21 protein-coding genes are annotated in these 25,758 nt (G+C 63.5%); 19 read left to right on the forward strand and 2 right to left on the reverse strand.

The window, feature by feature from the left end; genetic code table 11:
- Positions 1-107 precede the first annotated feature (107 nt).
- The 6 genes from NKH29_RS04035 (at position 108) to NKH29_RS04060 (ending at position 7,304) form a co-directional block, all read left to right on the forward strand.
- On the forward strand, positions 108-1,451 hold the full coding sequence (locus tag NKH29_RS04035; protein WP_352494137.1) for a murein hydrolase activator EnvC family protein: 1,344 nt from the start codon (positions 108-110) through the stop codon (positions 1,449-1,451).
- Positions 1,452-2,777 carry a S41 family peptidase gene (locus tag NKH29_RS04040; protein ID WP_352494138.1) on the forward strand — a complete coding sequence of 442 codons (1,326 nt, stop codon included), beginning with the start codon at positions 1,452-1,454 and terminating at the stop codon, positions 2,775-2,777. It abuts the gene before it with no gap.
- Positions 2,778-2,975: 198 nt separating this feature from the next.
- Positions 2,976-4,187 carry a divergent polysaccharide deacetylase family protein gene (locus NKH29_RS04045; RefSeq protein ID WP_352999083.1) on the forward strand — a complete coding sequence of 404 codons (1,212 nt, stop codon included), beginning with the start codon at positions 2,976-2,978 and terminating at the stop codon, positions 4,185-4,187.
- 1 nt (position 4,188) lies between these two features.
- Positions 4,189-4,710, forward strand: a complete 522-nt coding sequence (locus tag NKH29_RS04050) for an RNA pyrophosphohydrolase (RefSeq protein ID WP_352480951.1) — start codon at positions 4,189-4,191, stop codon at positions 4,708-4,710.
- Positions 4,711-4,739: 29 nt separating this feature from the next.
- Entirely contained in the window at positions 4,740-5,909 is a 1,170-nt protein-coding gene (gene alr / locus NKH29_RS04055; RefSeq protein ID WP_352917744.1) for an alanine racemase, read from the forward strand.
- 138 nt (positions 5,910-6,047) lie between these two features.
- On the forward strand, positions 6,048-7,304 hold the full coding sequence (locus NKH29_RS04060; RefSeq protein WP_352494141.1) for a D-amino acid dehydrogenase: 1,257 nt from the start codon (positions 6,048-6,050) through the stop codon (positions 7,302-7,304).
- A gap of 38 nt (positions 7,305-7,342) precedes the next feature.
- Here NKH29_RS04060 and NKH29_RS04065 read toward each other — a convergent pair whose 3' ends face one another.
- Entirely contained in the window at positions 7,343-8,224 is an 882-nt protein-coding gene (locus tag NKH29_RS04065; protein ID WP_352480948.1) for a LysR family transcriptional regulator, read from the reverse strand.
- 375 nt (positions 8,225-8,599) lie between these two features.
- Here NKH29_RS04065 and NKH29_RS04070 point away from each other — a divergent pair, with 375 nt between their 5' ends.
- The 3 genes from NKH29_RS04070 (at position 8,600) to NKH29_RS04080 (ending at position 11,322) form a co-directional block, all read left to right on the forward strand.
- Positions 8,600-10,096, forward strand: a complete 1,497-nt coding sequence (locus NKH29_RS04070) for a CoA-acylating methylmalonate-semialdehyde dehydrogenase (RefSeq protein WP_023719667.1) — start codon at positions 8,600-8,602, stop codon at positions 10,094-10,096.
- A 307-nt stretch (positions 10,097-10,403) separates the two neighbouring features.
- The gene (locus NKH29_RS04075; protein WP_023719666.1) at positions 10,404-10,703 is read left to right on the forward strand and encodes a hypothetical protein; all 300 of its coding nucleotides are present in this window, start codon (positions 10,404-10,406) and stop codon (positions 10,701-10,703) included.
- A 304-nt stretch (positions 10,704-11,007) separates the two neighbouring features.
- A complete protein-coding gene (locus NKH29_RS04080) occupies positions 11,008-11,322 on the forward strand; it encodes a hypothetical protein (RefSeq protein WP_023719665.1) in 315 nt (104 codons plus the stop codon).
- A gap of 14 nt (positions 11,323-11,336) precedes the next feature.
- Here NKH29_RS04080 and NKH29_RS04085 read toward each other — a convergent pair whose 3' ends face one another.
- Complete coding sequence (locus NKH29_RS04085; RefSeq protein ID WP_023719664.1) at positions 11,337-11,990, reverse strand: GntR family transcriptional regulator; 654 nt, start codon at positions 11,988-11,990, stop codon at positions 11,337-11,339.
- A 103-nt stretch (positions 11,991-12,093) separates the two neighbouring features.
- Between NKH29_RS04085 and NKH29_RS04090 the strand changes: the two genes are divergently transcribed.
- From NKH29_RS04090 to pyc, 10 genes are all read left to right on the forward strand, one after another.
- Positions 12,094-12,987 carry a dihydrodipicolinate synthase family protein gene (locus tag NKH29_RS04090; protein ID WP_352999084.1) on the forward strand — a complete coding sequence of 298 codons (894 nt, stop codon included), beginning with the start codon at positions 12,094-12,096 and terminating at the stop codon, positions 12,985-12,987.
- A gap of 48 nt (positions 12,988-13,035) precedes the next feature.
- Positions 13,036-14,286 (forward strand): NAD(P)/FAD-dependent oxidoreductase, encoded by a 1,251-nt coding sequence (locus NKH29_RS04095; protein ID WP_352815015.1) that lies wholly within the window; start codon positions 13,036-13,038, stop codon positions 14,284-14,286.
- A gap of 28 nt (positions 14,287-14,314) precedes the next feature.
- Entirely contained in the window at positions 14,315-15,316 is a 1,002-nt protein-coding gene (locus NKH29_RS04100) for a 4-hydroxyproline epimerase (RefSeq protein ID WP_352480944.1), read from the forward strand.
- A gap of 334 nt (positions 15,317-15,650) precedes the next feature.
- Positions 15,651-16,553 carry a branched-chain amino acid ABC transporter permease gene (locus tag NKH29_RS04105; RefSeq protein WP_023719660.1) on the forward strand — a complete coding sequence of 301 codons (903 nt, stop codon included), beginning with the start codon at positions 15,651-15,653 and terminating at the stop codon, positions 16,551-16,553.
- 4 nt (positions 16,554-16,557) lie between these two features.
- Complete coding sequence (livM, locus tag NKH29_RS04110) at positions 16,558-18,153, forward strand: high-affinity branched-chain amino acid ABC transporter permease LivM (protein WP_352999085.1); 1,596 nt, start codon at positions 16,558-16,560, stop codon at positions 18,151-18,153.
- A complete protein-coding gene (locus tag NKH29_RS04115; protein ID WP_352999087.1) occupies positions 18,153-19,664 on the forward strand; it encodes an ATP-binding cassette domain-containing protein in 1,512 nt (503 codons plus the stop codon). The genes livM and NKH29_RS04115 overlap by 1 nt, the downstream gene beginning before the upstream one ends.
- The gene (locus NKH29_RS04120; protein ID WP_023719657.1) at positions 19,664-20,392 is read left to right on the forward strand and encodes an ABC transporter ATP-binding protein; all 729 of its coding nucleotides are present in this window, start codon (positions 19,664-19,666) and stop codon (positions 20,390-20,392) included. The genes NKH29_RS04115 and NKH29_RS04120 overlap by 1 nt, the downstream gene beginning before the upstream one ends.
- 17 nt (positions 20,393-20,409) lie before the next feature.
- Entirely contained in the window at positions 20,410-20,757 is a 348-nt protein-coding gene (locus tag NKH29_RS04125) for a DUF6867 family protein (RefSeq protein ID WP_023719656.1), read from the forward strand.
- A gap of 140 nt (positions 20,758-20,897) precedes the next feature.
- On the forward strand, positions 20,898-22,016 hold the full coding sequence (locus NKH29_RS04130) for a branched-chain amino acid ABC transporter substrate-binding protein (RefSeq protein WP_023719655.1): 1,119 nt from the start codon (positions 20,898-20,900) through the stop codon (positions 22,014-22,016).
- Between the two features lie 174 nt (positions 22,017-22,190).
- Positions 22,191-25,649 carry a pyruvate carboxylase gene (gene pyc, locus NKH29_RS04135; RefSeq protein ID WP_352480942.1) on the forward strand — a complete coding sequence of 1,153 codons (3,459 nt, stop codon included), beginning with the start codon at positions 22,191-22,193 and terminating at the stop codon, positions 25,647-25,649.
- Positions 25,650-25,758 lie beyond the last annotated feature (109 nt).

A 25,758-nucleotide genomic window follows, 5' to 3' on the forward strand; every position in this document is an offset into this window, starting at 1 on the left:
CCCCAATGCTCATCGACAGTTTGGGCTCATAGGGGTTTGCGGATGGCGGCCGGGCTCGAACATGGTTGATGGTTCGTTAACGAAGCCGCGCATAGAGTTGGGCTTCAATGTCTGAAGACTGGAAATCACGAACGGGCTCCTGGCGCGTGCGCTACGGCATCGCAGCGGCGGTGATCGTGGTTTCGCTCGGGATCGCGCGGGCTGAGAACACGCTCGACCTGGCGCCGGACCCGGACCAGAGCCGCGCCGAATACGAAAAGGTATCGAAAGAGATCACGCTGTCGTCCGAGCGGCTGGCCAAGCTCGCCGCCGACATAGCGGCGGTCAAGAAGGACCATGCCTCGATCACCGCGGCACTGATCCAGTCGGCGATGACCGAGCAGAAGCTCGGCCAGGACATCGAGGACATTGGCGGCAAGCTGGAAGGGCTGAAGGCGCAGGAGCAGAAGATACGCGCCTCACTGGCCGCCAGACGTGACGTTCTGGCCGAAGTGCTCGGCGCGCTGCAGCGCATGGGGCTCAATCCGCCGCCGGCGATCCTGGTCAAGCCGGAGGACGCATTGTCGTCGGTGCGCAGCGCCATCCTGCTCGGTGCCGTGGTGCCGGAACTGCGCCAGCAGACCGACATGTTGCTGGCCGATCTCAAAGAGCAGTCGCGGGTGACGGCCTCGATCGAGGCCGAGCGGGCGCGGCTGACGGCAGCGGTCGGCGAGCAGGCGGCGGAAAAAAAGCGGCTCGGCATGCTGCTCGAAGCCAAGCAGAAGCTCGCCGCCGATACGCAAACCGCGCTGGCCGCCGAAAAGCAACGGTCCGCGACGCTGGCGGCCAAGGCCGGCAGCCTGAAAGAGCTGATCGCATCGCTCGAGGCCGACAGGGCCCGCAAGGCGGCGGATGCGGCCAAGGCAGCCGAGCAAAAGACGGTGGACGCCGACAAGGGCCCGGCATCGGCCCCGGCGCCAACGGAACTGGCCTCGCTGCCGGTGCCGGAGAGCAACAGGCTCACCGCTGCTGCGCCGTTTTCCGCGCTTCAAGGGCAGATCGCGCTGCCGGTCACCGGCAGGATCAAGCGGCGCTTCGGGGCCAACGACGGTAACGGCGCGGTGATGCTCGGTGACATGGTTGCGACACAATCGGGAGCCATCGTCACAGCGCCGGCGGATGGAAACGTGCTTTATGCGGGGCCTTTCCGCTCTTACGGTCAACTCTTGATCCTGAATGCGGGTGACGGCTATCATGTCGTCCTAGCGGGGATGAGCAGAATCAGCGTCGCGTCTGGCCAGTCGGTGCTCGCAGGTGAGCCGGTCGGCGCGATGGGAGAGGCCCGGGTGGCGAGCACCTCGGCATCGAAGAATGGAAATGCCACGCCGGAGCTCTATGTCGAGTTCCGCAAGGATGGAAAACCCGTCGATCCGGCCCCATGGTGGGCGGACCGTTTTTCTGGAAGGACGTGAATGATGCGGAAACTGTCGCTTCTGTTTGCCGGTGCGCTGATGGGTGCATCGGCGATGAGCCTGGTCTATGGCGCGCCCGGCTCGACGGCGAAGGCTGCGGGCTCCGAGACCTATAAGCAACTGGCGATCTTCGGCGATATCTTCGAGCGGGTGCGGGCGAATTATGTGACGCCGCCCGACGACAAATCGCTGGTCGAAAATGCCATTAACGGCATGCTGTCCTCGCTCGACCCGCACTCCTCCTACATGAATGCCGAAGAAGCGCAGGACATGCGCGTGCAGACCAAGGGCGAGTTCGGCGGCCTCGGCATCGAGGTCACCATGGAGAACGACCTGGTCAAGGTGATCACGCCGATCGACGATACGCCGGCCGCCAAGGCTGGCGTGCTCGCCGGCGACTATATCGCCAAGATCGACGGCGAGGAGGTTCGCGGCCTGACCCTCAACGACGCCGTCGAGAAGATGCGCGGGCTGGTCAACACACCGATCAAGCTCACCATCCTGCGCCAGGGCGCCGACAAGCCGATCGAACTGACGGTCGTGCGCGACATCATCAAGGTAAAGGCGGTGAAGTTCCGGGTCGAAAACGACATCGGCTACATGAAGATCACCTCCTTTACCGAAAAGACCTATGACGACCTCGAGAATGCCATCGACACCATCAAGAAGCAGGTGCCGAACGACAAGCTCAAGGGTTACGTGCTCGACCTGCGCCTCAATCCGGGCGGTTTGCTCGACCAGGCGGTGAGTGTGTCGGATGCCTTCCTCGACCGTGGCGAGATCGTCTCGACGCGCGGCCGCGATCCGAAGGACGTCACCCGCTTCGACGCGCGGGCCGGCGACGACGTCGGCGGCAAGCCGCTGATCGTGCTCGTCAATGGCGGCTCGGCCAGTGCCTCGGAAATCGTCGCCGGCGCGCTGCAGGATCTGCGCCGCGCCACGGTGGTCGGCACGCAGTCCTTCGGCAAGGGTTCGGTGCAGACCATCATTCCGCTTGGCGAGAACGGGGCGCTGCGGCTGACGACGGCGCTCTATTACACGCCGTCCGGCAAGTCGATCCAGGGCAAGGGCATCACGCCCGATATCAAGGTCGACCAGCCGCTGCCGGCGGAACTGCAGGGCAGGGACCTGACGCGCGGCGAATCGGACCTCAAGGGCCATATCAAGGGCGCCGACGAAGGCACGACCGGTTCGGGCTCGGCAGCCTATGTGCCGCCGGAACCGAAGGACGATTTGCAGCTCATCTATGCCGAGCAGCTGCTGCGCGGCCAGAAGACCGATCCGGCGTTCCCACCGAATCCGCAGAAGGCCGTGTTGAACCAATAAGGGCAGGCAAGCCGGGCCAAACAGGTCTGGCTGCCTGAGCGAAGCGATGCGATGCTGCCGGGGCCGCGAGGCTCCGGCAGTTTGATTCGGGGCCGCGGCCGGCATGCTGCGCGTCCAGTGAAGCGAGGGGACGCGCCGACATTTTGGATTTGCGCCTCCGGAGGTTTCACTTCGGAGATGCGCGCCGGGGGTGCGGGCTTGGCTGATATCGGCAAGGACATAGAACGACCTCTCGGACAGGCGATCCGGGCGCCGCGCCCAGGCAGCAGGATCAGCGCCGGTGCAGTCGCGGCCGCGCTCGTCGTGCTGGCCGTGGTCGGCGTTTCCGGCGCGATCGCCTTGCGCGACAAGCCGTTCCGCAAGCCGCAAGAAGTCGCCGTTTCGACGCCGAAGATGCCGGCAGCGGCGGATCCCGCCGCGGCGCCGGCCAAGGCGACGCCCGCAACGGAAGCGCCAAGCAACGCAAGCGAACAGAAGACGGGCGAACAAACGACAAGCGGGAAGATGGGCGGTCCGCAGATCATCCATGTCCAGACCGAAGAGGGCGACGGTCCGCCCAAGGCGGCCATTGTCATCCGCGACCCTTCGACGATCGGCCAGAACCTCAGGATCGCGCACATTCCCGACAAGGCGCTGATCGAGGCCAGCGAGACCGGTCCGCTGCCGATCCGCGCCGCCGACGGCCGGCGCCCGTTCGATGTCTATGCGCGGCCGTGGTCCGGCGCACGCGGTGCACGCGTGGTGCTCGTCATCGGCGGGCTTGCCGTGTCGCAGACCGGCACGCAGGCAGCCATCGCCAAGCTGCCGGCGGAAGTGACGCTGGCCTTCGCGCCGCAAGGCAACAGCATCGGCCGCTGGATGCAGGTGGCGCGGCAAGGCGGCCATGAGGTCATCATGCAGGTGCCGCTCGAGCCGTTCGACTATCCGAACGTCAACCCCGGCCGTAACACGCTGACCGTGGCAGCGGCGCCGGACGAGAATTTGAAGAATTTACGCTGGGCGCTGTCGCGAACGACCAACTACACCGGCGTCATGAACTATATGGGCGCCCGCTTTTCGGCCGACGCGACGGCGATGGGGCCGTTGATGGCCGAGCTTGGCAAGCGTGGTCTGGCCTATGTCGACGACGGTTCGTCGGCGCGCAGCCTGGCATCCGAATTGGCGCTGAAGGACGGCGTGCCGTTCGTCGGCGGCGATACGGCGATCGACGCGGTGCAGGACCGCGGCGCCATATTGAAGAAACTGGATGGGCTGGAAGCGACGGCACGGGCGAAAGGCTTTGCCGTCGGCATCGGCTCGGCCTTCGACCTGACAGTCGATACCGTGTCGTCCTGGGTGACCGAGGCCAAGAAGCGCGGCATCGAGATCGTGCCGATTTCGGCGGTGGCCATAGATCCGGAAAAAGGCTGACATGGCAAAGAACAAGCTCGTTGACGCCGAGACACTGCCCTACCGGCCCTGCGTAGGGGTGATGGTCCTCAATGGCGATGGCATGGTCTGGGTCGGCCATCGCATTGCCGAGCCGGACAGCGAATTCGCTGGAACCACGCAGCTCTGGCAGATGCCACAGGGCGGCATAGACGATGGCGAGGAGCCGCTGCCCGCGGCGGAGCGCGAGCTTTACGAAGAGACCGGCATGCGCTCGGTGTCGCTGCTGGCCGAGGCGCCGCACTGGATCAAATACGACCTGCCGGCCCATCTGGTCGGCGTCGCCTTCAAGGGACGATATCGCGGCCAAACGCAGAAATGGTTTGCCTTCCGCTTCCACGGTGACGAAAGCGAGATCGAAATCAATCCGCCGCCGGGTGGCCACAAGGCCGAGTTCGACCGGTGGGCGTGGCGGCCGATGCTGGAACTGCCCGGTCTGATCGTGCCGTTCAAGCGCAAGGTCTACGAAGACGTGGTGGCAGCGTTCCGGCACCTGGTGGCGTAGCCGCCGGCCTTCCGCTAAAACAGGTCGGCATGACCGACATCTCCAGCAAATCCCTTCCGCAGACCGTCTCTCTACCGCAGGCCGGCGCCCCGAGTGAGCCGATCAGCGAAGCGGCGGCGGGGGCGATCCTGACCGTCGATCTTGGCGCCGTCCGTGAGAATTACCGGCGGCTGAAGGCGCGTCTGGGCGGCGTCAGCTGTGCCGGAGTGGTCAAGGCCGACGGTTACGGGATTGGCGCGGCGCCGGTGGCGGCGGCGCTGATGGCTGAAGGCTGTGATATTTTCTTCGTCGCGCATTTGGCCGGCGGCGTCTTGCTGCGCAAGGCGCTCGGCTCAGACCCGGCCATCTACGTGCTGAACGGCATTCCGCCAGGTGCGGAACGGGAAGCGGTTGCGGCGGGGCTTTGCACTGTCGTCAACAGCGCCAGCCAACTTGCGGCATGGCGCGAGATGGCCGGGCGGGTGGGCCATAAATTGCCTGCCGCCGTCCAGGTCGACAGCGGCATGTCGCGGCTCGGCATGGCGCCCGAGGAGGTGAAAGCCATCGCGCAGGATCCGCAGGCTTTCGATGGTGTCGAACTGACCTTCGTGATGAGCCATCTCGCCTGCGCCGACGAACCCGAGCAACCGGCCAACGAGCAGCAACGGCTGGAATTCGAACGGCTGCGCCGGATGCTGCCGGGAGCGCCGGCGTCGCTTGCCAATTCATCAGGCATTTTTCTCGGGCAGCGCTATCACTACGACCTCGTTCGTCCGGGTGCCGCTCTCTATGGCATCAATCCGACGCCGGCGAAGGACAACCCGATGCTGCCGGTGGTGCGATTGCAAGCCAAGGTCATCCAGACGCGGATGCTGGAGGCTGGCGCCGGTGTCGGCTACGGCCACACTTTCCACACCAAGGCCCCGCTTGCCGCGGCGACGATTTCGCTCGGCTACGGCGATGGCTGGCATCGACGCGCCGCTTCCGCTGCCTGGTTCGAAAATGTGCGGCTGCCCTTCATCGGCCGGGTTTCGATGGATTCGATCATCCTTGACATTTCCGCATTGCCGCCCGGCAAGCTGAAGGCCGGCGACCTCGTCGAACTGATCGAGCCGTCGTCGCAGACCGTGGACCAGGTAGCCGGCCAGGCCGGCACCATCGGCTATGAGGTCTTGACCAGCCTCGGCCACCGCTTCCACCGGCGCTATGTGAATGGCTAGGACGCAAGCTTGTTGTCCTCACGCATGTCGTTTCCCTCAGCATCGGCACTTGGCGGACGCCGCAGAATCCGGCAGACAGAAGGCGGCGATGATCCCGGACCCGAACCCTGACGAGACGCCGTTGCGGAGAACTAAGCGATGAAGATCTTCGTGCTGGGCGGCGGTGTGATCGGGGTCACCACCGCCTATTTTCTTGCCGAGGCCGGCCATCAGGTGACGGTGATCGACCGCCAGAAAGGCCCGGCGCTGGAAACCAGCTTTGCCAATGCCGGCGAGATCTCGCCCGGCTATGCCTCGCCCTGGGCCGGGCCCGGCGTTCCGCTGAAGGCCGTCAAATGGCTGTTGATGAAGCATGGTCCGCTGGTGGTGCGGCCGGCGCTCGATCCGCATATGTGGATATGGCTGGTCAAGATGCTGCGCAATTGCACGGCTGAACGCTACGCGCTGAACAAGGCGCGCATGGTGCCGCTGGCCGAATACAGCCGCGACACGCTGAAGGCGCTGCGCGAGGCGACCGGCATCGCCTATGACGAGCGCGCCAAGGGTACGCTGCAGCTTTTCCGAACGCAAAAGCAGCTCGATGGCGTCGGCGGCGATGTCGAGGTGCTGAAGACCTATGGCGTCCCTTATGAGGTCCTCGACCCCGACGGCTGCATTGCTGCCGAGCCCGCGCTGGCTGGCGTGCGCGAGAAATTCGTCGGTGGCCTGCGGTTGCCCGGCGACGAAACCGGCGACTGCAAGATGTTCACCGACAGGCTTGCGGAGCTTTGCGCGGCACGCGGCGTCACCTTCGAATACGACACGGAGATACGGCGCGTCGTCAAGAAGCGCGATCGCATCACCAACATCAGCACCAGCAAGGGCTGGATGGTCGCTGACGCCTATGTGATGGCGATGGGCAGCTATTCGGCGCGGTTCATGCGCATGCTGAAGCGGCCCATCCCGGTCTACCCGGTCAAGGGCTATTCGATCACCCTGCCGATCAAGGACGCCGCCGCCGCGCCGGTGTCGACGGTGATGGACGAGAGCTACAAGGTGGCGATCACCCGCCTCGGCGACCGTATCCGGGTCGGCGGCACGGCGGAAATCTCCGGCTTCGACATGCGGCTGCACGAATCGCGGCGCCGCACGCTCGAACATTCGGTCGGCGACCTTTTCGCGGGCGGCGGCGACATGCGGTCGGCCACCTTCTGGTGCGGGCTGCGGCCGATGACGCCGGACGGGCCGCCGCTGATCGGGCGCACCGATTTCTCCAATCTCTATCTCAATACCGGCCACGGCACGCTCGGCTGGACCATGGCCTGCGGCTCGGCCAAGGTTCTGGCCGACATCATCTCCAGCCGGGTGCCAGACATCGACGTCGGCGATCTCGGGCCGGGACGATACGCCAAGTAAGACCCCCAGCAGCTAAGACAGCCAGCGGCCGATAGATCTCACGCGAACAATCCCCGATCCCGTTCGACGGCCTTGGTGATGAAGCTCGCGACGATCTGAACGCGGCGCAGCGGCCTGACCGATTCATGATAGACCAGCCAGTAGGCGCGGCGGATGGGTGCGACGATATCGAGAGGCACCAACTCCGGCATCGAGTGGGCAACGAAGGTGTGCAGTATGCCGATGCCGGCGCCGGAACGCACCGCTTCGGCCTGGCCGAGCGCTGAGGAAATGGCGAAGCTGGTGCGCCAGTCGGCGCTGAATTCGGCCGCGTAGTCGAGCGAGGGACTGACGATCAGGTCCGGCACGTAGCCGATCAGCGTGTGCTGGCCCAGCTCGGCGGCGCTTCCGGGCAGGCCATGCGTGTCGGCGTAGGCCCGCGACGCGAACAGGCCGAGCGTGTAGTCGACCAGCTTTCCCGCCACCAGCCGGCCTTCCGTCGGCCGTTCGACGGTGATGGCAATGTCGGCCTCGCGCCGGGATAACGAGAAGGAGCGCGGTACCGGCACCAGCTGGATGGTGAGTTCACGGTGCAGAGCGGTCAGCGCGCCGAGGCGCCTGGCCAGGAAGGCGACGCCAAAACCGTCCGGCGCGCCGATGCGCACGGTGCCCGAAACGTCGTCGCCTTCGCCTGAAACGGTCGAGCGCGCGGCGATCATGTCGCCCTCCATGCGTTCGGCGATTTCGAGGAAACGTTCGCCTGCCGGCGTCAGCTCGCTGCCGGTGGTAAGCCGGCGAAACAGTTTTGTCCTGAATGCATCCTCGAGGGCGGCAATGCGGCGCGAGACGGTCGCGTGATTGAGCTCCAACCGCCTGGCGGCGCCGAGGATCTGGCCGGCGCGCGCCACGGCAAGGAAGATGCGAACGTCATCCCAGTTCATGGGGATGGTCCGTTTCGATAAAGAGCGCCGTGTTCCCGCCCACCCCCCTCTGGCCTGCCGGCCATCTCCCCCGCAAGGGGGGAGATCGGATGTCCGGTCGGCTTTCGCCAATCTCCAACGTCGCAAAAAGGGCGGTAAGGCCGAAGTCGCCAATCTCCCCCCTTGCGGGGGAGATGTCCGGCAGGACACAGGGGGGTGTGAAGAAACTCAACTCAGCAATCCAAGCGATAGGAGTACACTCCCTACCATTTGCGCCATTTGATGCACAATCGCGCGCCGCTATCTATTTTCTGCACAACGGTTGCGTTTTCACTCGCGTTGCCATCGCTCCCGCAAAGGCGGACAATGCCTCATCACGAACCAGGGAGAGAGACCATGATCGAATACGGTCATTTCATCGGCGGCAAGCGTGTCGCCGGAACCAGCGGCCGCAAGCAGGACGTCATGCAGCCGATGGACGGCACGGTGCGTGGCACGGTGGCGTTGGCTTCGCAGGCGGAATTGCGCGCAGCGGTCGAAAACGCCAAGGCGGCACAGCCCGGCTGGGCGGCAACCAACCCGCAGCGGCGCGTGCGCGTCTTGATGCGGTTCCTCGAGCTGGTCGCCAAGGAGTATGATGCGCTGGCCGAGATATTGGCGCGCGAACACGGCAAGACCGTCGCCGACGCCAAGGGCGACATCCAGCGTGGCCTCGAAGTGGTCGAGGTCTGCATCGGTGCGCCGCATATGATGAAGGGCGAGTTCACCGATGGCGCCGGCCCCGGCATCGACGTCTATTCGATGCGCCAGCCGCTCGGCGTCGTCGCCGGCATCACGCCGTTCAATTTTCCAGCGATGATCCCGTTATGGAAGATCGCGCCGGCCATCGCCTGCGGCAATGCCTACATCCTCAAGCCGTCGGAGCGCGATCCGGGCGTGCCGATGCGGATTGCCGAACTGTTCATCGAGGCCGGCCTGCCGGCGGGCATCCTCAATGTCGTCAACGGCGACAAGGAAGTGGTCGACGCCATCCTCGACGATCCCGACATCAAGGCTATCGGTTTCGTCGGCTCGACACCGATCGCCCAGTACATCTATTCGCGCGGCTGCGCGGCCGGCAAGCGCGTGCAGTGCTTCGGCGGCGCCAAGAACCACATGATCATCATGCCCGATGCCGACATGGACCAGACCGTCGACGCGCTGATCGGCGCCGGCTACGGCTCGGCCGGCGAGCGCTGCATGGCGATCTCGGTGGCCGTCCCGGTCGGCAACGACACCGCCAACCGCCTAATGGAAAAACTGGTGCCGCGCGTCGAGAGCCTGAAGGTCGGTCCGTCGACGGATTCTTCCGCCGATTTCGGCCCTCTGGTCACGGCGCAGGCGCTGGAGCGGGTCAAATCCTATGTCGACACCGGCGTCAAGGAAGGCGCCAAGCTGGTGGTCGATGGCCGCGGCTTTTCCATGCAGGGCTACGAGAACGGCTACTATATGGGCGGCTGCCTGTTCGACAACGTGACTGCCGACATGCGCATTTACAAGGAAGAGATCTTTGGGCCGGTGCTGTCGGTGGTGCGCGCGCCGACTTACGAAAACGCCATCAAGCTCGCCAACGAGCACGAGATGGGCAATGGCGTCGCCATCTTCACCCGCGACGGCGATGCGGCGCGGGATTTCGCCTCGCGAGTCCAGGTCGGCATGGTCGGCATCAACGTGCCGATCCCGGTGCCGATCGCCTACTATACGTTTGGCGGCTGGAAGGCGTCCTCGTTCGGCGACCTCAACCAGCACGGGCCGGACGCGTTCCGCTTCTACACCAAGACCAAAACGGTGACGTCGCGCTGGCCGTCCGGCGTGAAGGACGGCGCCGAGTTCGTCATCCCGACGATGAATTAGCCGGACGGTTTCCTGTCTGCGCGTCCTCGCTTCGGCTGCGGGCGCGCGGGCCGGCGTGAAGGACGGCGCCGAGTTCGTCATCCCGACGATGAACTGATCCAAATCGCAGAAAGCAAGAAAAGGCCCGGGCTTGGAGCCCGGGCCTTTTTTGTCGCCGTCCTCATCGGCATGAACACGAATGTGATGGAACCAAGAAGGCAGCAATCCTCTTAGGTTGCAGTCCTGCCGCGAAGGAGGAGTTGGCAGATCAACCAACGGCGCTGGTGACGGCTCCGGGGGATATCGTCCGGCGCAAAGGAGATGTCAGATGACACGTCTCATGGCGATCATAGCTTGCGCGGCAACGGCGGCGCTTTCCGCCATCCCGGCAATGGCTGCCGAGCAATGCGCGGCACGCGCCGATATGGTCAAGGCGCTCGGCGAGAAGTTTCATGAAAACCCGAGCGCGGTTGGCGTCGTCAATCCGAATGTGGTGCTTGAAGTCTTCGTTTCCGACAAGGGCACCTGGACCATCCTCGCCAGCGATACAAAAGGTCAAAGCTGCGTGATTTCAGTCGGCGAAGGCTGGGAGAGCGCGATGACGATAGCGGCGCTGCCCGGTACCTGAAGTAGGCCTTCCTATTCACCTGGCCGCAGCCTCGGCACGACAGCCGGGCTGCGGCCCTGTTCTCGGCGACCTTGAAACGGATCTCCCCGCGCCCACTTGAGGCGCGCACGGCTTGCTATTTTTCGTTAGCGATACCATATATGGAACATAGCGAGAACATCCAGAATCGTTCCCGCTGGCGGCAGACCGGAACACGGAAAGGAGCGACGCGATGATGACGTCGGAACCGGCCTGGATCGCTCCGGCAAAATGAGGCCGTCAATCACCTCCCTTTGCCGGATCGTGATGGCAAAGGAGGTGCCCTATGGCACGCAAATCGCTGTTAGGATGGGTGAAGACCGTAGCTTTTGCTGGCTTATTCGCGGTGGGTACGAATGCCGCAAGCGCCCAATATCAATACTGCGTTGAACATGGCGACCTCGTCGCCCACCTGGCCGAGAATTTCCAGGAAAGACAGTTTGCTCTCGGACTGATCGGTCAGGAGGCGGTCATGGAAGTTTTTGTCGCCGATAGCGGAAGCTGGACGGTCATCGTGACCGACGTCGCCGGCAGAAGCTGCATTGTCGCAGCCGGCGAAAATTGGGAAAGCGTGGACGCCCTGCCCGGCCAAAACTCATGAGGGAGCGGGCGGCGTCAGCGCGTAGCAGCTGCCTCAGCGTGGCCGCGCAGCAACGCCATCAGCCGCTTGGCGTCCTTGGCCGCGGCCTCTTCGTCGCCGGCGAGGATCGAGCGGATCAATGCGACATGGTGCTCGGCGGATTCGGCCAAGCCGGTATCGGCCTTGTAGCGGAACCAGAAGCGGCGGCTGTGGGTTTGCAAGGGCGCCGCCAGGCGCGCCGCGAACGGGTTGTCTGCAGCCAGCGCCAGCGCCTCATCAAGCGCCTTGTCGGCTTGGATGAAGCAAAGAACATTTTCCGAAATCACGGCCTTTTGCATGGCCAGCGCTGCGTCATGAAACAGGTCGGCGGCCTCGCGGGTGACGAAGCGGGCGGCCGAGCGGGCAAGCACGACCTCGACGCCGCGGCGGGCGTCGAGGACGCGCAGCCAGTCGCCAGGGTGAAGCGGGGCAATGGCAATGCCGGCACGCGGCCGGACCTCGAGCAGCCCCTCCCAGGCCAGCCGCTGGATCGCTTCGCGCACCGGGGTGCGGCCGAGGCCGAGCCTGTCGATCAGCGCCCCCTCGGTGATGAAGCTCGCGGGCGCCAGTTCGAGCGTCACGATCATATGCTCGAGCCTGCGGTAGGCCTTCGCAGTCGCCGGCTCGGAGCCTGGGTTGTCATATACCAATGCGGCATCTCCTGATATATTTTTGATATATCATATCAGATTCAACGTTGACAGCCGGCTTCTTAAGAAATATACGACTGATATATCAGATGGAGCAACCGACATGTGGGCCGGAGTTTTCCCCGCCGTTACGACCAAATTCACCGAGGATGATCGCCTCGACCATGCCGAGATGGAGCGCTGCTTTGCGCTGCAGATGGAGGCCGGCTGCGACGGCATCATCGTCTGTGGCTCGCTTGGCGAAGGACCGATGCTGTCGCATGACGAAAAGATCGAGGTGCTGAAGACCGCGCAGAAGATCGCCGGCAACAAACCGGTGCTGTTGACGGTCAACGAAGCCGGCACACGCGAGGCGGCGACGATCGCGCGCCGCGCCGCAAAAGAAGGCGCCAACGGTTTGATGGTGGTGCCGAGCCCGATCTACCATACCAATGCCGAGGAGACAGTCGCGGCACTCAGCGCCGTCGCCGCGGCCGGCGACCTGCCGGTGATGATCTACTCCAACCGGTTTGCCTACCGCGTCGACGTCACCGTCGACCAGATGGAGGAACTGGCGAAGGACCAGCGCTTCGTCGCCATCAAGGAGTCCTCCGACGATATCCGCCGCTCGACCGAGATCATCAACCGCCTCGGCGACCGCTACGATTTGTTCACCGGCGTCGACAATCTCGCCTTCGAGGCGCTGTCGGTCGGCGCTATCGGCTGGGTGGCGGGCCTGGTCACCGCGTTCCCGCGCGAGACGGTCGCTATCTACCAGCTGATGAGACAGGGCCGCCGTGAGGAGGCGCTGAAGATCTACCGCTGGTTCCGGCCGCTGCTCGATCTCGACGTATCGACCTATCTGGTGCAGAACATCAAGCTCGCGGAAGTCTTCGCCATCGATACCAATGACCGGGTGCGCATGCCGCGCCAGCCATTGTCGGGCGAGCGCCGCAAGGCTGTCGAAAAGATCGTCAGGGATGCGCTGGCGGTGCGGCCAGAGCTGCCGACATTCTGATCCAGTCACTTTGAGGCTATTTGCAGATGTGCAGCGCGGCGCATGGCAATGAATGATGATGCTACGCTCGATGTTGCCATCATTGGTGGCGGCATCATCGGCATCTGCGCCGCCGCCTTTCTGGCCGAGGCGGGGCGAAACGTCACGATCTTCGATCGGACGGGGATCTGCGAGGAAACCAGCTCCGGCAATGCCGCTGCCTTTGCCTTCTCCGATGTGCTGCCGCTCGCCCACAAGGGCATGATCAGGCAGCTGCCGAAATGGCTCGCCGACCCGCTCGGCCCGCTCAGTATTCCGCCCGCCTATTTGCCGAAGCTGTTGCCTTGGCTGGTCCGCTTCTGGCGGGCCGGCCGAAGCGACCGCTATGAAGCCGGCCTTGCCGCGCAGGCCGGGATGATGAAGCTCGCCGAGGCGGAATGGATGGGCTTGCTCGACCGTTCCGGCACACGGCCGATGCTGCACGAGGACGGCTCGCTCGAACTCTACGAAAGCGAGGCCGAGTTCAAGGCGTCGCTGCCCGGCTGGGCGGCAAGGCAGCGCTTCGGCATCGGCTTCAACCATGTCGAAGGCAGCGCTCTCGCCGCCTTGCAGCCCGGCCTGTCGCCGCGCTTCGCCAGGGGCACGTTCGTGCCGGGGTGGAAGACCGTCGCCGACCCCAAGCTGCTTGGAAAGGCCTTATGGGCCTATGCCGAGAGGTTGGGCGCGGGGTTCGAAAAGGCCCGGATCGAGCGTATCGAGGCGGGACAGGGCGACGCGATCCTGACCATGGCCGACGGTACGACGCGTCGGGCAAAGCATGTCGTCATCGCTGCCGGGGCCTGGTCGCATCTGCTGGCAAGACATCTCGGCGACGGCATCCCGCTGGAGACCGAGCGTGGCTACAACACGACGCTGCCGAAGACTGCGTTCGACGTAAAGCGGCAATTGATCTTCTCCGGGCATGGCTTTGTCATCACGCCGCTCGAGACCGGCCTGCGCGTCGGTGGCGCGGTCGAGCTCGGCGGCCTCGAAAGGCCGCCCAATTATGCGCGCTCGAAAGCACTGCTCGAAAAGGCGCAAAAATTCCTGCCAGGGCTGGATCCGGCCAATGGCCGCGAATGGATGGGGTTCCGGCCGTCGCTGCCGGATTCGTTGTCGGTGATCGGGCGGTCGCAAAAAACGCCGTCGGTGGTGTATGGCTTCGGCCATGGTCATCTCGGCCTGACCCAGGCCGCGGCGACCGGACGCTTGATCCGTGAGCTCGTTCTCGGGCAGAGTCCATCGCTCGATCTCGGTCCGTTCAGTCCGCAACGGTTTTGAGATCGAAGACATTCAGTTGGGAGCCGGCATGGCCAAGAATTCCTTCTTCTGCATAGACGGCCACACCTGCGGCAATCCGGTGCGGCTGGTCGCCGGCGGCGGACCGCTGCTCAACGGCTCGACGATGATGGAGCGGCGAGCGCATTTCCTGGCCGAATATGACTGGATCCGCACCGGGCTGATGTTCGAGCCGCGCGGCCATGACGTGATGTCCGGCTCGATCCTCTATCCGCCGACGCGCGAGGATTGCGACATCGCCATCCTGTTCATCGAAACCTCCGGCTGTCTGCCGATGTGCGGCCACGGCACAATCGGCACTGTGACCTTTGCCGTCGAACATGGGCTGATCAAGCCGAAGACGCCGGGCGTGCTCAGGCTGGATACGCCGGCGGGCCTGGTCGTCGCCGAGTACAAGCAGGTCGGCGACTATGTCGAGGAGGTGCGCATCACCAATGTGCCGTCCTTCCTCCATGCCGAGGGACTGACGGTCGAATGCCCCGGGCTCGGCGAGATCAGCGTCGATGTCGCCTATGGCGGCAATTTCTACGCCATCGTCGAACCGCAAACGAACTATCGCGACATGGCCGACCATTCGGCGGGCGAGCTGATCGCCTGGAGCCCGGTGGTGCGGCAGCGGCTCAACGAGAAATATTCCTTCGTCCACCCGGAGAATCCCGGCATCGACAAGCTGTCGCACATATTGTGGACCGGTGCGCCGACCAACCCGCAAGCCGATGCCCGCAACGCCGTCTTCTACGGCGACAAGGCGATCGACCGCTCGCCCTGCGGCACCGGCACCTCGGCGCGGATGGCGCAGCTTCACGCCAAGGGCAAGCTTGGGGTTGGCGACGACTTCGTCCATGAATCGATCATCGGCTCGCTGTTCAAGGGCAGGGTGGAAAAAGAGGTCACCGTCGCCGGCAAGCCGGCGATCATTCCGTCGATCGGCGGCTGGGCACGGATGACCGGATTGAACACGATCTTCATCGACGACCGCGACCCGTTCGCGCACGGCTTCGTCGTCAAATAGAAAAAACGCTGACGCAGGGGAAGAAAGAGAGCGTAAACGGATTGCGATCAACGACGCAACGATCCCGCTCATCAACTTATTTTGACGGCGATTTCTTCGAAACGAGGCGCATGGTGCGGTTGAATCGTCAAAGACATTGCGTTAGGCCAATGGTAGGGTCCGCGATGGTCCAGGGGCCGGACGGGAATAAAACGGGCAATCGGACGGCGTGCGGCGAAAACACGCATAGCCATCGAAAAATCACGTTGCAATCCGGGCTCGAAACTTTACGACTAGGGGAAATACGAAAAGGAATGCGTCTGCATGGGCGACATTCCAGGGGAGCCACGACAGCATGCAGTATTTTGTCCAGCAGCTTATCAATGGGCTGACGCTGGGATCGATCTATGGGCTGATAGCGATCGGCTATACGATGGTCTACGGCATCATCGGCATGATCAATTTTGCCCATGGCGACATCTTCATGGTCGGGGCATTCACCGCCCTCATCGTTTTCCTCATTCTCGGCGCATTGTTCTATTCCTTGCCGGTGGTGATCGCGCTGCTGATCATGATGATCGTCGCGATGCTGCTGACCAGCCTGTATAATTGGACGATCGAGAAGGTGGCCTACCGGCCTTTGCGCGGTTCGTTCCGGCTGGCCCCGCTGATCACCGCGATCGGCATGTCGATCGCCCTGTCGAACTTCGTCCAGGTGACGCAAGGGCCGCGCAACAAGCCGATCCCGCCGATGGTGTCCACGGTCTACAACATCGAGGGCATCAGCGTATCGCTGAAGCAGATCATCATCGTCATCGTCACCGCGCTGCTGCTGGCGCTGTTCTGGTATTTGGTCAACAAGACCTCACTGGGCCGGGCGCAAAGGGCATGCGAGCAGGACCGCAAGATGGCGGCGTTGCTTGGCATCGACGTCGACCGCACCATCTCGATCACCTTCGTCATGGGTGCGGCCCTTGCTGCCGTCGCCGGCACGCTGTTCCTGATGTATTACGGCGTCATCGCCTTCTCCGACGGTTTCACGCCCGGCGTGAAGGCGTTCACCGCGGCGGTGCTCGGCGGCATCGGCTCGCTGCCCGGCGCCGTGCTCGGCGGGCTGATGATCGGCTTCATCGAAAGCATGTGGTCGGCTTATTTCTCGATCGACTACAAGGACGTCGCCGCCTTCTCCATCCTGGCGATCGTCCTGATCTTCCTGCCTTCCGGCATATTGGGCCGGCCAGAAGTCGAAAAGGTCTGAGGTCATGGCGGTCACTGTATCTCCGGAGCGCGGCGTCGTCGCCACCCCAGTGCAACGCGCCACGCGCGAGGCGCTTTATGCTGGTGCCATCGCGCTCGGCCTGTTCGTGCTGTTCATCGGCCTGCGGACCGATCAGAACATCTCCAACGAGCTGATCCTCGTACAGCGCTGGGGCCTGCTCGCCGCCGTGGTGATCGCCACCATGCTCGGCCGCTTTCTCTACGTTGCCTACGGCCAGCCCTTCATGGCCAACCAGAAGATTGCCGACATCGCCACCGGGCTGTTGCCGGAAAGCGTGGCGACGCGGTTCTTCCGGTTGCCGTATTTCATTGCGGCCGTCGTCGTAGTGGCTGTGCTGGCGCTGCTGGCCGGCTCGCTCGATGGTCTGCTGGGGCCGGGTCTCGCCGGTTATGCGCGCTTCGCGCGGGCGCTGGCGATCATCTATGCGCTGGCCTCGGTGCTGTTCTATTTCCGCACCTTCATCCTCGCCCATTTCTCGGCGTTGGGCATAACCGCACTGGCGCTCTACCCGATCATCGTCGTGGCGGTGCTTGCCGTGTACGCAGGGTCGATGGCCGGCGGGTTCCAGGGTTCACTGAAATGGGTCGACAATTTCGGCATCCAGATCCTGATCTATGTGATGCTGGCCTGGGGGCTGAACATCGTCGTCGGCCTCGCCGGCCTGCTCGATCTCGGCTACGTCGCCTTCTACGCGGTCGGCGCCTATGCCTATGCGCTGCTCGGCACGCATTTTGGCCTGTCGTTCTGGATCCTGCTGCCCGCCGCCGGCGCCATGGCCGCCTTCTGGGGGGTATTGCTCGGGTTTCCGGTGCTGCGTCTGCGCGGCGATTATCTGGCGATCGTGACGCTTGCCTTCGGCGAGATCATTCGTCTCGTGCTGATCAATTGGCGCGAGGTTACGAACGGCTCGGCCGGCATCTCCGGCATCCCCAAGGTCACCTTTTTCGGCCTGATGACGTTCAACGTTTCGGATCCGAATTATATCGCCAAGGTGTTGGATATCGCCACATCGAGCGCCTACTACAAGATATTCCTCTACTATCTGATCCTGGGGCTCTGCCTGCTCACCGCCTTCGTCACGATAAGGCTAAGGCGCATGCCTGTCGGCCGCGCCTGGGAAGCGCTGCGCGAGGATGAGATCGCCTGCCGCTCGCTCGGCATCAACACCACCACCACCAAGCTCACTGCCTTTGCCACCGGCGCCATGTTCGGCGGCTTCGCCGGCTCGTTCTTCGCGGCACGGCAAGGTTTCGTCAGCCCCGAATCCTTCATCTTCCTGGAGTCGGCCATCATTCTGGCTATGGTCGTGCTTGGCGGCATGGGTTCGCTGGTTGGCATCGCCGTCGCCGCCATGGTGATGATCGGCGGCACGGAGGTGCTGCGCGAACTCGATTTCCTGAAGCAGGTCTTCGGCCCCGACTTCACCCCGGAACTCTACCGCATGCTTTTATTCGGCATGGCCATGGTCATCGTCATGCTGTGGAAGCCGCGCGGCTTCGTCGGCAGCCGTGAACCGACAGCCTTCCTCAAGAAGAGCAAGGCCGTATCCGGCTCCTTCACCAAGGAAGGCCACGGCTGATGAGTGATACGAACCCATCTCCCATGAACGATGCCATCCTGCAGGTCGACCATCTGTCGATGAAATTCGGCGGTCTGGTCGCCATCGGCGATCTCTCCTTCCAGGCCAAGCGCGGCGAGATCACCGCGCTGATCGGACCGAACGGCGCCGGCAAGACCACGGTGTTCAATTGCATCACCGGTTTCTACAAACCGTCGGAAGGCATGCTCACGCTCAATAGGCGCGACGGCTCGAGCTATCTGCTCGAACGCCTGCCGAACCATGAAATCCCGGCACGCGCCAAGGTGGCGCGCACCTTTCAGAACATCCGCCTGTTCTCGGGCATGACGCTGCTCGAGAACCTGCTGGTAGCCCAGCACAACAAGCTGATGAAGGCGTCCGGCTACACCGTGCTCGGCCTGTTCGGCTTCAGCGGCTACCGGAAGGCATCGGCCGAGTCGGTCGAACTGGCCAGGCACTGGCTGGAGAAGGCCGATCTCGTCGACCGTGCCGACGACCCGGCCGGCGACCTGCCCTATGGCGCGCAACGACGCCTCGAGATCGCGCGGGCGATGTGCACGGGTCCGGAGTTGCTCTGCCTCGACGAGCCGGCTGCCGGCCTCAATCCGAAAGAATCAATGGCGCTCAACGCGCTGCTGATGGACATCAAAGACAACACCGGCACCTCGATCCTGCTGATCGAGCACGACATGGCGGTGGTCATGCAGATTTCCGACCACGTCGTGGTGCTCGAATACGGGCGCAAGATATCGGACGGCAGCCCGCATTCGGTACGCACGGACCCGCGCGTCATCGCTGCCTATCTCGGCGTCGAAGACGAGGAAGTCGAGACGGTACTGACCGAAGTCGGCGACGAGGACGTCATCGAGCAATTGGACACCGGTCCCGATTCCGCGCACGGCCCAGGCACATCGTCTTCGTATCTCGCCGGACCGGTGACCGATACGATCGGCCACAGCGAGGGCGAGCGCGTGACCGTGTCGAAAGGCGCCTCGAAAGCCGGGCAGTTCGATGCAAAGTCGAGTGCCGCGGCAAGCAAGGCAGCAGCGCAAGCCGCCGCTCCCCCGGCCAAGGCGGAACCCGCTGCAGCTAAGCCGACCGCGAAACCCTCCACGGCTAAGGCGCCGGCCAAGTCGAAGGTCGCGGGCGTTTCGAACCGGCTCACAGCGCCACGTGGCGGCGAGGCCGACAATCTGACCTGCATCAAGGGCATCGGCACGGTCAACGAGAAGAAGCTTAACCAGCACGGCATCTTCCATTTCGACCAGATCGCGGCATGGAAGAAAGCCGACGTCGCGGCCGTCGAGGCCTATCTCGCCTTCGACGGACGCATCGCCCGTGAGGACTGGGTTGGTCAGGCCAAGCTTCTCGCCGCCGGCAAGGAGACGGAATTTTCGCGCCGCGTCGACGCCGGGAAAGTGGAAACGAGCCACGCTTCCGGGAAAACTGCGAAAACAGTTGCCGGCAAGACTGCTGCCGCACCTGCGGGCAAGCGCGGAGGGCGCAAGTGATGGCCGGCACAACGCTGCTCGATATCAAAGGCGTCCAGACCTACTACGGCAACATCAGGGCGCTGAACGGTGTCGACGTCACCGTCAGGCAGGGCGAGATCGTGGCGCTGATCGGCGCCAACGGCGCCGGCAAGTCGACGCTGATGATGACCATTTTTGGTGCTCCGCGGGCCCGGGCGGGCACGATCACCTTCGCCGGCACCGATATTACCCAGATGCCAACGCATGAGATCGCGCGCATGCGGATCGCCCAGTCGCCGGAGGGCCGGCGCATCTTCCCGCGCATGACGGTGATGGAAAACCTGCAGATGGGCGCCAGCCTCGACGGCCTCAAGCATTACGACGAGGACGTCGAGAAGGTGTTCACGCTGTTTCCGCGCCTGAAGGAACGCATCGCCCAGCGCGGCGGCACCCTGTCGGGCGGCGAACAGCAGATGCTGTCGATCGGGCGTGCGCTGATGGCACGGCCGAAGCTGCTCCTGCTCGACGAGCCGTCGCTCGGCCTGGCGCCGCTGATCGTGAAGCAGATCTTCGACGCCATCCGCGAGTTGAACCGGACCCAAGGGCTGACAGTGTTCCTGGTCGAGCAGAACGCCTTCGGCGCGCTGAAGCTCGCGACGCGCGGCTATGTCATGGTCAACGGCAATGTGACGATGAGCGGCACCGGCAAGGAGCTGCTCGCCAATCCGGAAGTGCGCGCCGCCTATCTCGAAGGCGGCCACCACTGAGTTCAGGAGACTTCATCATGCAGGGCATTCTCTACGAGGAACCCTCGATCTGGCAGTTCTTCTTCGTCACCTGCCTGCTCGGCGGCTGGGCGGCATGGATGACCGGCAAGGCCAGCGCCCAGACATGGCGCAGCTTCCTCCAATTGTTCGCCTACATGCTCGGCCTTGGCATTGGCGTAAGGTTCATTCATCACGCGCTGTTCGGCGGCACGATGTTCTCGCTGCATTACTATATCGTGGATACGATCGTACTGATGATATTGGGCTTCATCGGCTATCAATACACGCGCACAAACCAGATGGTGACACAGTATAATTGGCTCTATGAAAGAGCATCGGTTTTGAGCTGGAAGCCGAAAGGTTGACGTTCATGATTAACGCCGTTTCGGGGATGAATCGGCGTGACAAGTGCCTGAAAATCGGCAAAGTACGTTTTCTGCGAGTAAAAGTGGGCATCGCATGAAAGCATCATCCAACGCCCACTCCGTAAATGGGAGCGTTTTACATGAAAAAATCACTTTTGTCCGCCGTCGCCCTGACCGCGCTGATCGCGTTCAGCGGCAGCGCGTGGGCTGACGTCCTGGTTGGCGTCGCCGGTCCGATCACCGGTCCGAATGCCGCCTTCGGCGCGCAGCTGCAGAAGGGTGCCGAACAGGCCGTCGCCGACATCAATGCGGCCGGTGGCATCAATGGCGAGCAGATCAAGCTCTCGGTCGGCGACGACGTCTCCGATCCGAAGCAGGGCATCTCGGTCGCCAACAAGTTCGTCGGCGACGGCGTCAAGTTCGTGGTTGGCCACTTCAACTCGGGCGTCTCGATCCCGGCGTCGGAAGTCTACGCGGAAAACGGCATCCTCGAGATCACGCCGGCCGCGACCAATCCGAAGTTCACCGAACGCGGCATGTGGAACACGTTCCGCACCTGCGGACGTGACGACCAGCAGGGCAGCATCGCCGGCGCCTATCTCGCGGCGAACTTCAAGGATGCCAAGATCGCGGTCATCCACGACAAGACGACCTACGGCCAGGGCCTTGCCGATGAGACCAAGAAGGCGATGAACGCAGCCGGCCTGACGGAAGTCATGTACGAAGGCGTCAATGTCGGCGACAAGGACTTCTCGGCGCTGATCGCCAAGATGAAGGAAGCCGGCGTTTCCATCATCTATTGGGGTGGCCTGCACACCGAAGCCGGCCTGATCATCCGCCAGGCGGCTGACCAGGGCCTCAAGGCGACGCTGGTTTCCGGCGACGGCATCGTGTCGAACGAGCTGGCCTCGATCGCTGGCGACGCAGTTGCGGGCACGCTGAACACGTTCGGCCCGGATCCGCGTCTGATCCCGACGAACAAGGAACTCGTCGAGAAGTTCCGCGCGCAGGGCTTCGAACCGGAGGCCTACACGCTTTACTCCTACGCCGCCATGCAGGCGATCGCCGAAGCAGCCACCGTTGCCAAGTCGAACGACCCGCAGGAAGTTGCCAAGGCGCTGCATGAGAAGGGTCCGTTCAAGACCGTTCTGGGCGACCTCTCCTATGACGCGAAGGGCGATCCGACGTTGCCCGGCTACGTCATGTACGAGTGGAAGAAGGGCGACGACGGCAAGTACACCTACATCCAGAAGATGTAAGCCTGTCGACGACGATAATTTTGGAGATGCCCGGCGCTTGCGCCGGGCATTTCCGTTTTGACGGCATCGAGTTGATTTAAATCGGTTTAGCCGCTGCCCGATTTTGTTTGCACTGCAGCATTTTCGCGCTAATCATGTCCGGCAGTTCCCTTCCCCGTGTCCGGAGCCCTGACCTTGGCAATCTCGAAGATCCTTGTCGCCAACCGCTCCGAAATTGCCATCCGCGTCTTCCGCGCGGCTAATGAACTCGGCCTCAAAACCGTGGCGATCTGGGCGGAGGAAGACAAATACTCCCTGCATCGCTTCAAGGCCGACGAAAGCTACCAGGTCGGGCGCGGGCCGCACCTGACCAGGGATATGGGGCCGATCGAAAGCTATCTGTCGATCGAGGAGGTTATCCGCGTCGCCAGGCTTTCGGGCGCCGATGCCATCCATCCAGGCTACGGCCTGCTGTCGGAGAGCCCGGAATTCGCCGAGGCCTGCGCCACGGCCGGCATCATCTTCATCGGGCCAAAGCCGGATACGATGCGCAGGCTGGGCAACAAGGTCGCCGCCCGCAATCTCGCAATCGAAGTCGGTGTGCCGGTAATTCCCGCCACCGATCCCTTGCCGGACGACATGGCGGCGGTGAAGGAACTCGCCAGGACGATCGGCTACCCGGTGATGCTCAAGGCGTCCTGGGGCGGCGGCGGCCGCGGCATGCGCGCCATCCGCTCCGAGGCCGATCTCGCCCGCGAGGTGATGGAAGGCAAGCGTGAGGCGAAGGCGGCTTTCGGCAAGGACGAGGTCTATCTCGAGAAGCTGATCGAGCGCGCCCGCCATGTCGAGGTGCAGGTGCTGGGCGACACGCATGGCAATGCGGTGCATCTGTTCGAGCGCGATTGTTCGATCCAGCGCCGCAACCAGAAAGTGGTCGAGCGGGCGCCGGCTCCCTATCTCGAAATGTCGCAGCGCGAGGAGCTTTGCGCCTATGCGCTGAGGATCGCGCGCGAAACCAGCTATATCGGCGCCGGCACGGTCGAGTTCCTGCAGGATGCCGATACCGGAAAATTCTATTTCATCGAGGTCAATCCGCGCATCCAGGTCGAGCACACCGTCACCGAACAAGTGACCGGCATCGACATCGTCAAAGCACAGATCCACATACTCGACGGCTTTGCCATCGGCACGGCGGAATCGGGCGTGCCGACGCAGAAGGACATCAGGCTCAACGGGCACGCGCTGCAGTGCCGCATCACCACTGAAGACCCCGAGCATAATTTCATCCCCGACTATGGCCGCATCACCGCCTATCGCGGCGCCACCGGCTTCGGCATCCGCCTTGATGGGGGCACCGCCTATTCGGGCGCGGTCATCACCCGCTTCTACGATCCATTGCTGGAAAAGGTGACGGCGTGGGCGCCGACGCCGGCCGAGACCATCGCCCGCATGAACCGGGCGTTGCGCGAATTCCGAATCCGGGGCGTGGCGACCAATCTCACCTTTCTCGAGGCGATCATCAATCACCGGAGCTTCGCCGACAATTCCTACACCACCAAGTTCATCGACACGACGCCGGAACTGTTCGCCAGCGTGAAGCGGCAGGACCGCGCGACCAAGCTGCTCAACTATCTTGCCGACGTTTCGGTCAATGGCCATCCCGAGACGCGCGGCCGGCCGCAGCCAAAAGCAGATGCGGCGCCACCGGTGGTGCCATATCTCAACGGCAATGTGCCTGACGGCAGCAAGCAGAAGCTCGACGTGCTCGGGCCGGAGAAATTCGCGGCGTGGATGCGCGAGCAAAAAGAGGTGCTGGTCACCGACACGACAATGCGCGACGGGCATCAATCCTTGCTCGCGACGCGTGTGCGCACCTATGACATCGCCGGCATCGCCGGCACCTATGCGCGCGCTCTGCCGCAGCTTTTGTCACTCGAATGCTGGGGCGGCGCAACATTCGACGTCGCCATGCGCTTCCTCACCGAAGATCCATGGGAGCGGCTGTCGCTGGTGCGCGAGGCAGCACCCAATCTTCTGCTGCAGATGCTTCTGCGTGGCGCCAACGGCGTTGGCTATACTAACTATCCCGACAATGTCGTCCAGCATTTCGTCCACCAGGCCGCTGCTGGCGGCATCGACCTGTTCCGCGTCTTCGACTGCCTGAACTGGGTCGAGAACATGCGTGTGGCCATGGATGCGGTCGGCGCCGAGGGCAAGCTGATCGAAGCGGCGATCTGCTATACCGGCGACATACTCGATCCGGCGCGGGCGAAATACGATCTGAAATACTATGTCGGCCTGGCCAGCGAATTGCAGGCGGCGGGCGCCCATATCATTGCCGTCAAGGACATGGCGGGGCTTCTAAAGCCGAGTGCTGCCCGCGTGCTGTTCAAGGCACTGCGCGAGGCGACAGACCTGCCGATCCACTTCCACACGCACGACACATCCGGCCTGTCGGCGGCCACCGTGCTGGCAGCGGTGGAGAGCGGTGTCGACGGCATCGACGCGGCGATGGATTCGCTATCTGGCAACACCTCGCAGCCATGCCTGGGTTCGATCGTCGAGGCGCTGAAGGGCACCGAGCGCGATCCGGGCCTCGACCCGCAATGGATCAGGAATATCTCGTTCTACTGGGAGGCGGTGCGCAACCAGTACGCCGCCTTCGAAAGCGACCTGAAGGGGCCAGCATCGGAGGTCTATCTGCACGAAATGCCTGGCGGGCAGTTCACCAACCTCAAGGAACAGGCGCGCTCGCTTGGGCTGGAGACGCGCTGGCACGAAGTGGCGCAGACCTATCACGACGTCAATCTGATGTTCGGCGATATCGTCAAGGTGACGCCGTCGTCCAAGGTCGTCGGCGACATGGCGCTGATGATGGTCAGCCAGGACCTGACCGTCGCCGACGTCGAGAATCCGGCGCGGGACATCGCCTTCCCGGATTCTGTGGTGTCGATGTTGCGCGGCGACCTCGGCCAGTCGCCGGGCGGCTGGCCAAAGCCATTGCAGAAGAAGGTGCTGAAGGGCGAAAAGCCGATCACGGTGCGGCCGGGTTCGCTGCTCAAGGCGGCGGACCTCACGGCCAGCCGCAGGGAGGTCGAGGAAAAGCTCGAGCGCAAGCTCAGTGAGTTCGAGTTCGCGTCGTGGCTGATGTATCCGAAGGTGTTTTCGGATTTCGCCGCCGCGCAGGAGACCTACGGCCCGGTCAGCGTGCTGCCGACACCGACCTATTTCTACGGCATGAAGCCGGAAGACGAGATTTTCGTCGACATCGAGAAAGGCAAGACGCTGGTGGTGCGCTGCCTTGCCATGGGCGATGTCGACGAAAAGGGCATGGTCACCGTGTTCTTCGAGCTCAACGGCCAGCCGCGCCGCGTGAAGGTACCGGACCGGGCGCATGGCGCGTCCGCTGCCAAGGCACGGCGCAAGGCGGAGCCGGGCAATGAGGCGCATGTCGGCGCGCCGATGCCCGGCGTCGTCTCGGCGCTTGCGGTCGCTGCCGGCCAGGCGGTGAAGGCCGGCGACGTGCTGCTGTCGATCGAAGCGATGAAGATGGAAACGGCGCTGCATGCCGAGCGCGACGGCACCATCGCCGAGGTGCTCGTCAAGGCCGGCGACCAGATTGATGCCAAGGATCTGCTGATCGCATTCGGGTGAAATAGGCCGGCATCAGACAGCCTTGTCGGCGCCTGGCAGCAGCCCTTCATGCCGCATCGATAGCACCTTGACCCGCCGCGCCCGGTCGGGCATCGAACCGCTGCAATTC

Origin of the sequence: Mesorhizobium sp. M1295, from assembly GCF_040318135.1 — a bacterium.
Classification (GTDB): Bacteria; Pseudomonadota; Alphaproteobacteria; order Rhizobiales; family Rhizobiaceae; genus Mesorhizobium.

What these genes read in the sequence shown, in the direction of transcription:
- NKH29_RS04035 (WP_352494137.1), top strand. Translation starts at nt 108, where the DNA reads ATGTCTGAAGACTGGAAATCACGAACGGGCTCCTGGCGCGTGCGCTAC.
- NKH29_RS04040 (WP_352494138.1), top strand. Translation starts at nt 1,452, where the DNA reads ATGATGCGGAAACTGTCGCTTCTGTTTGCCGGTGCGCTGATGGGTGCA.
- NKH29_RS04050 (WP_352480951.1), top strand. Translation starts at nt 4,189, where the DNA reads ATGGCAAAGAACAAGCTCGTTGACGCCGAGACACTGCCCTACCGGCCC.
- alr (WP_352917744.1), top strand. Translation starts at nt 4,740, where the DNA reads ATGACCGACATCTCCAGCAAATCCCTTCCGCAGACCGTCTCTCTACCG.
- NKH29_RS04060 (WP_352494141.1), top strand. Translation starts at nt 6,048, where the DNA reads ATGAAGATCTTCGTGCTGGGCGGCGGTGTGATCGGGGTCACCACCGCC.
- NKH29_RS04065 (WP_352480948.1), bottom strand. Translation starts at nt 8,224, where the DNA reads ATGAACTGGGATGACGTTCGCATCTTCCTTGCCGTGGCGCGCGCCGGC.
- NKH29_RS04070 (WP_023719667.1), top strand. Translation starts at nt 8,600, where the DNA reads ATGATCGAATACGGTCATTTCATCGGCGGCAAGCGTGTCGCCGGAACC.
- NKH29_RS04075 (WP_023719666.1), top strand. Translation starts at nt 10,404, where the DNA reads ATGACACGTCTCATGGCGATCATAGCTTGCGCGGCAACGGCGGCGCTT.
- NKH29_RS04080 (WP_023719665.1), top strand. Translation starts at nt 11,008, where the DNA reads ATGGCACGCAAATCGCTGTTAGGATGGGTGAAGACCGTAGCTTTTGCT.
- NKH29_RS04090 (WP_352999084.1), top strand. Translation starts at nt 12,094, where the DNA reads ATGTGGGCCGGAGTTTTCCCCGCCGTTACGACCAAATTCACCGAGGAT.
- NKH29_RS04095 (WP_352815015.1), top strand. Translation starts at nt 13,036, where the DNA reads ATGAATGATGATGCTACGCTCGATGTTGCCATCATTGGTGGCGGCATC.
- NKH29_RS04100 (WP_352480944.1), top strand. Translation starts at nt 14,315, where the DNA reads ATGGCCAAGAATTCCTTCTTCTGCATAGACGGCCACACCTGCGGCAAT.
- NKH29_RS04105 (WP_023719660.1), top strand. Translation starts at nt 15,651, where the DNA reads ATGCAGTATTTTGTCCAGCAGCTTATCAATGGGCTGACGCTGGGATCG.
- livM (WP_352999085.1), top strand. Translation starts at nt 16,558, where the DNA reads ATGGCGGTCACTGTATCTCCGGAGCGCGGCGTCGTCGCCACCCCAGTG.
- NKH29_RS04115 (WP_352999087.1), top strand. Translation starts at nt 18,153, where the DNA reads ATGAGTGATACGAACCCATCTCCCATGAACGATGCCATCCTGCAGGTC.
- NKH29_RS04120 (WP_023719657.1), top strand. Translation starts at nt 19,664, where the DNA reads ATGGCCGGCACAACGCTGCTCGATATCAAAGGCGTCCAGACCTACTAC.
- NKH29_RS04125 (WP_023719656.1), top strand. Translation starts at nt 20,410, where the DNA reads ATGCAGGGCATTCTCTACGAGGAACCCTCGATCTGGCAGTTCTTCTTC.
- NKH29_RS04130 (WP_023719655.1), top strand. Translation starts at nt 20,898, where the DNA reads ATGAAAAAATCACTTTTGTCCGCCGTCGCCCTGACCGCGCTGATCGCG.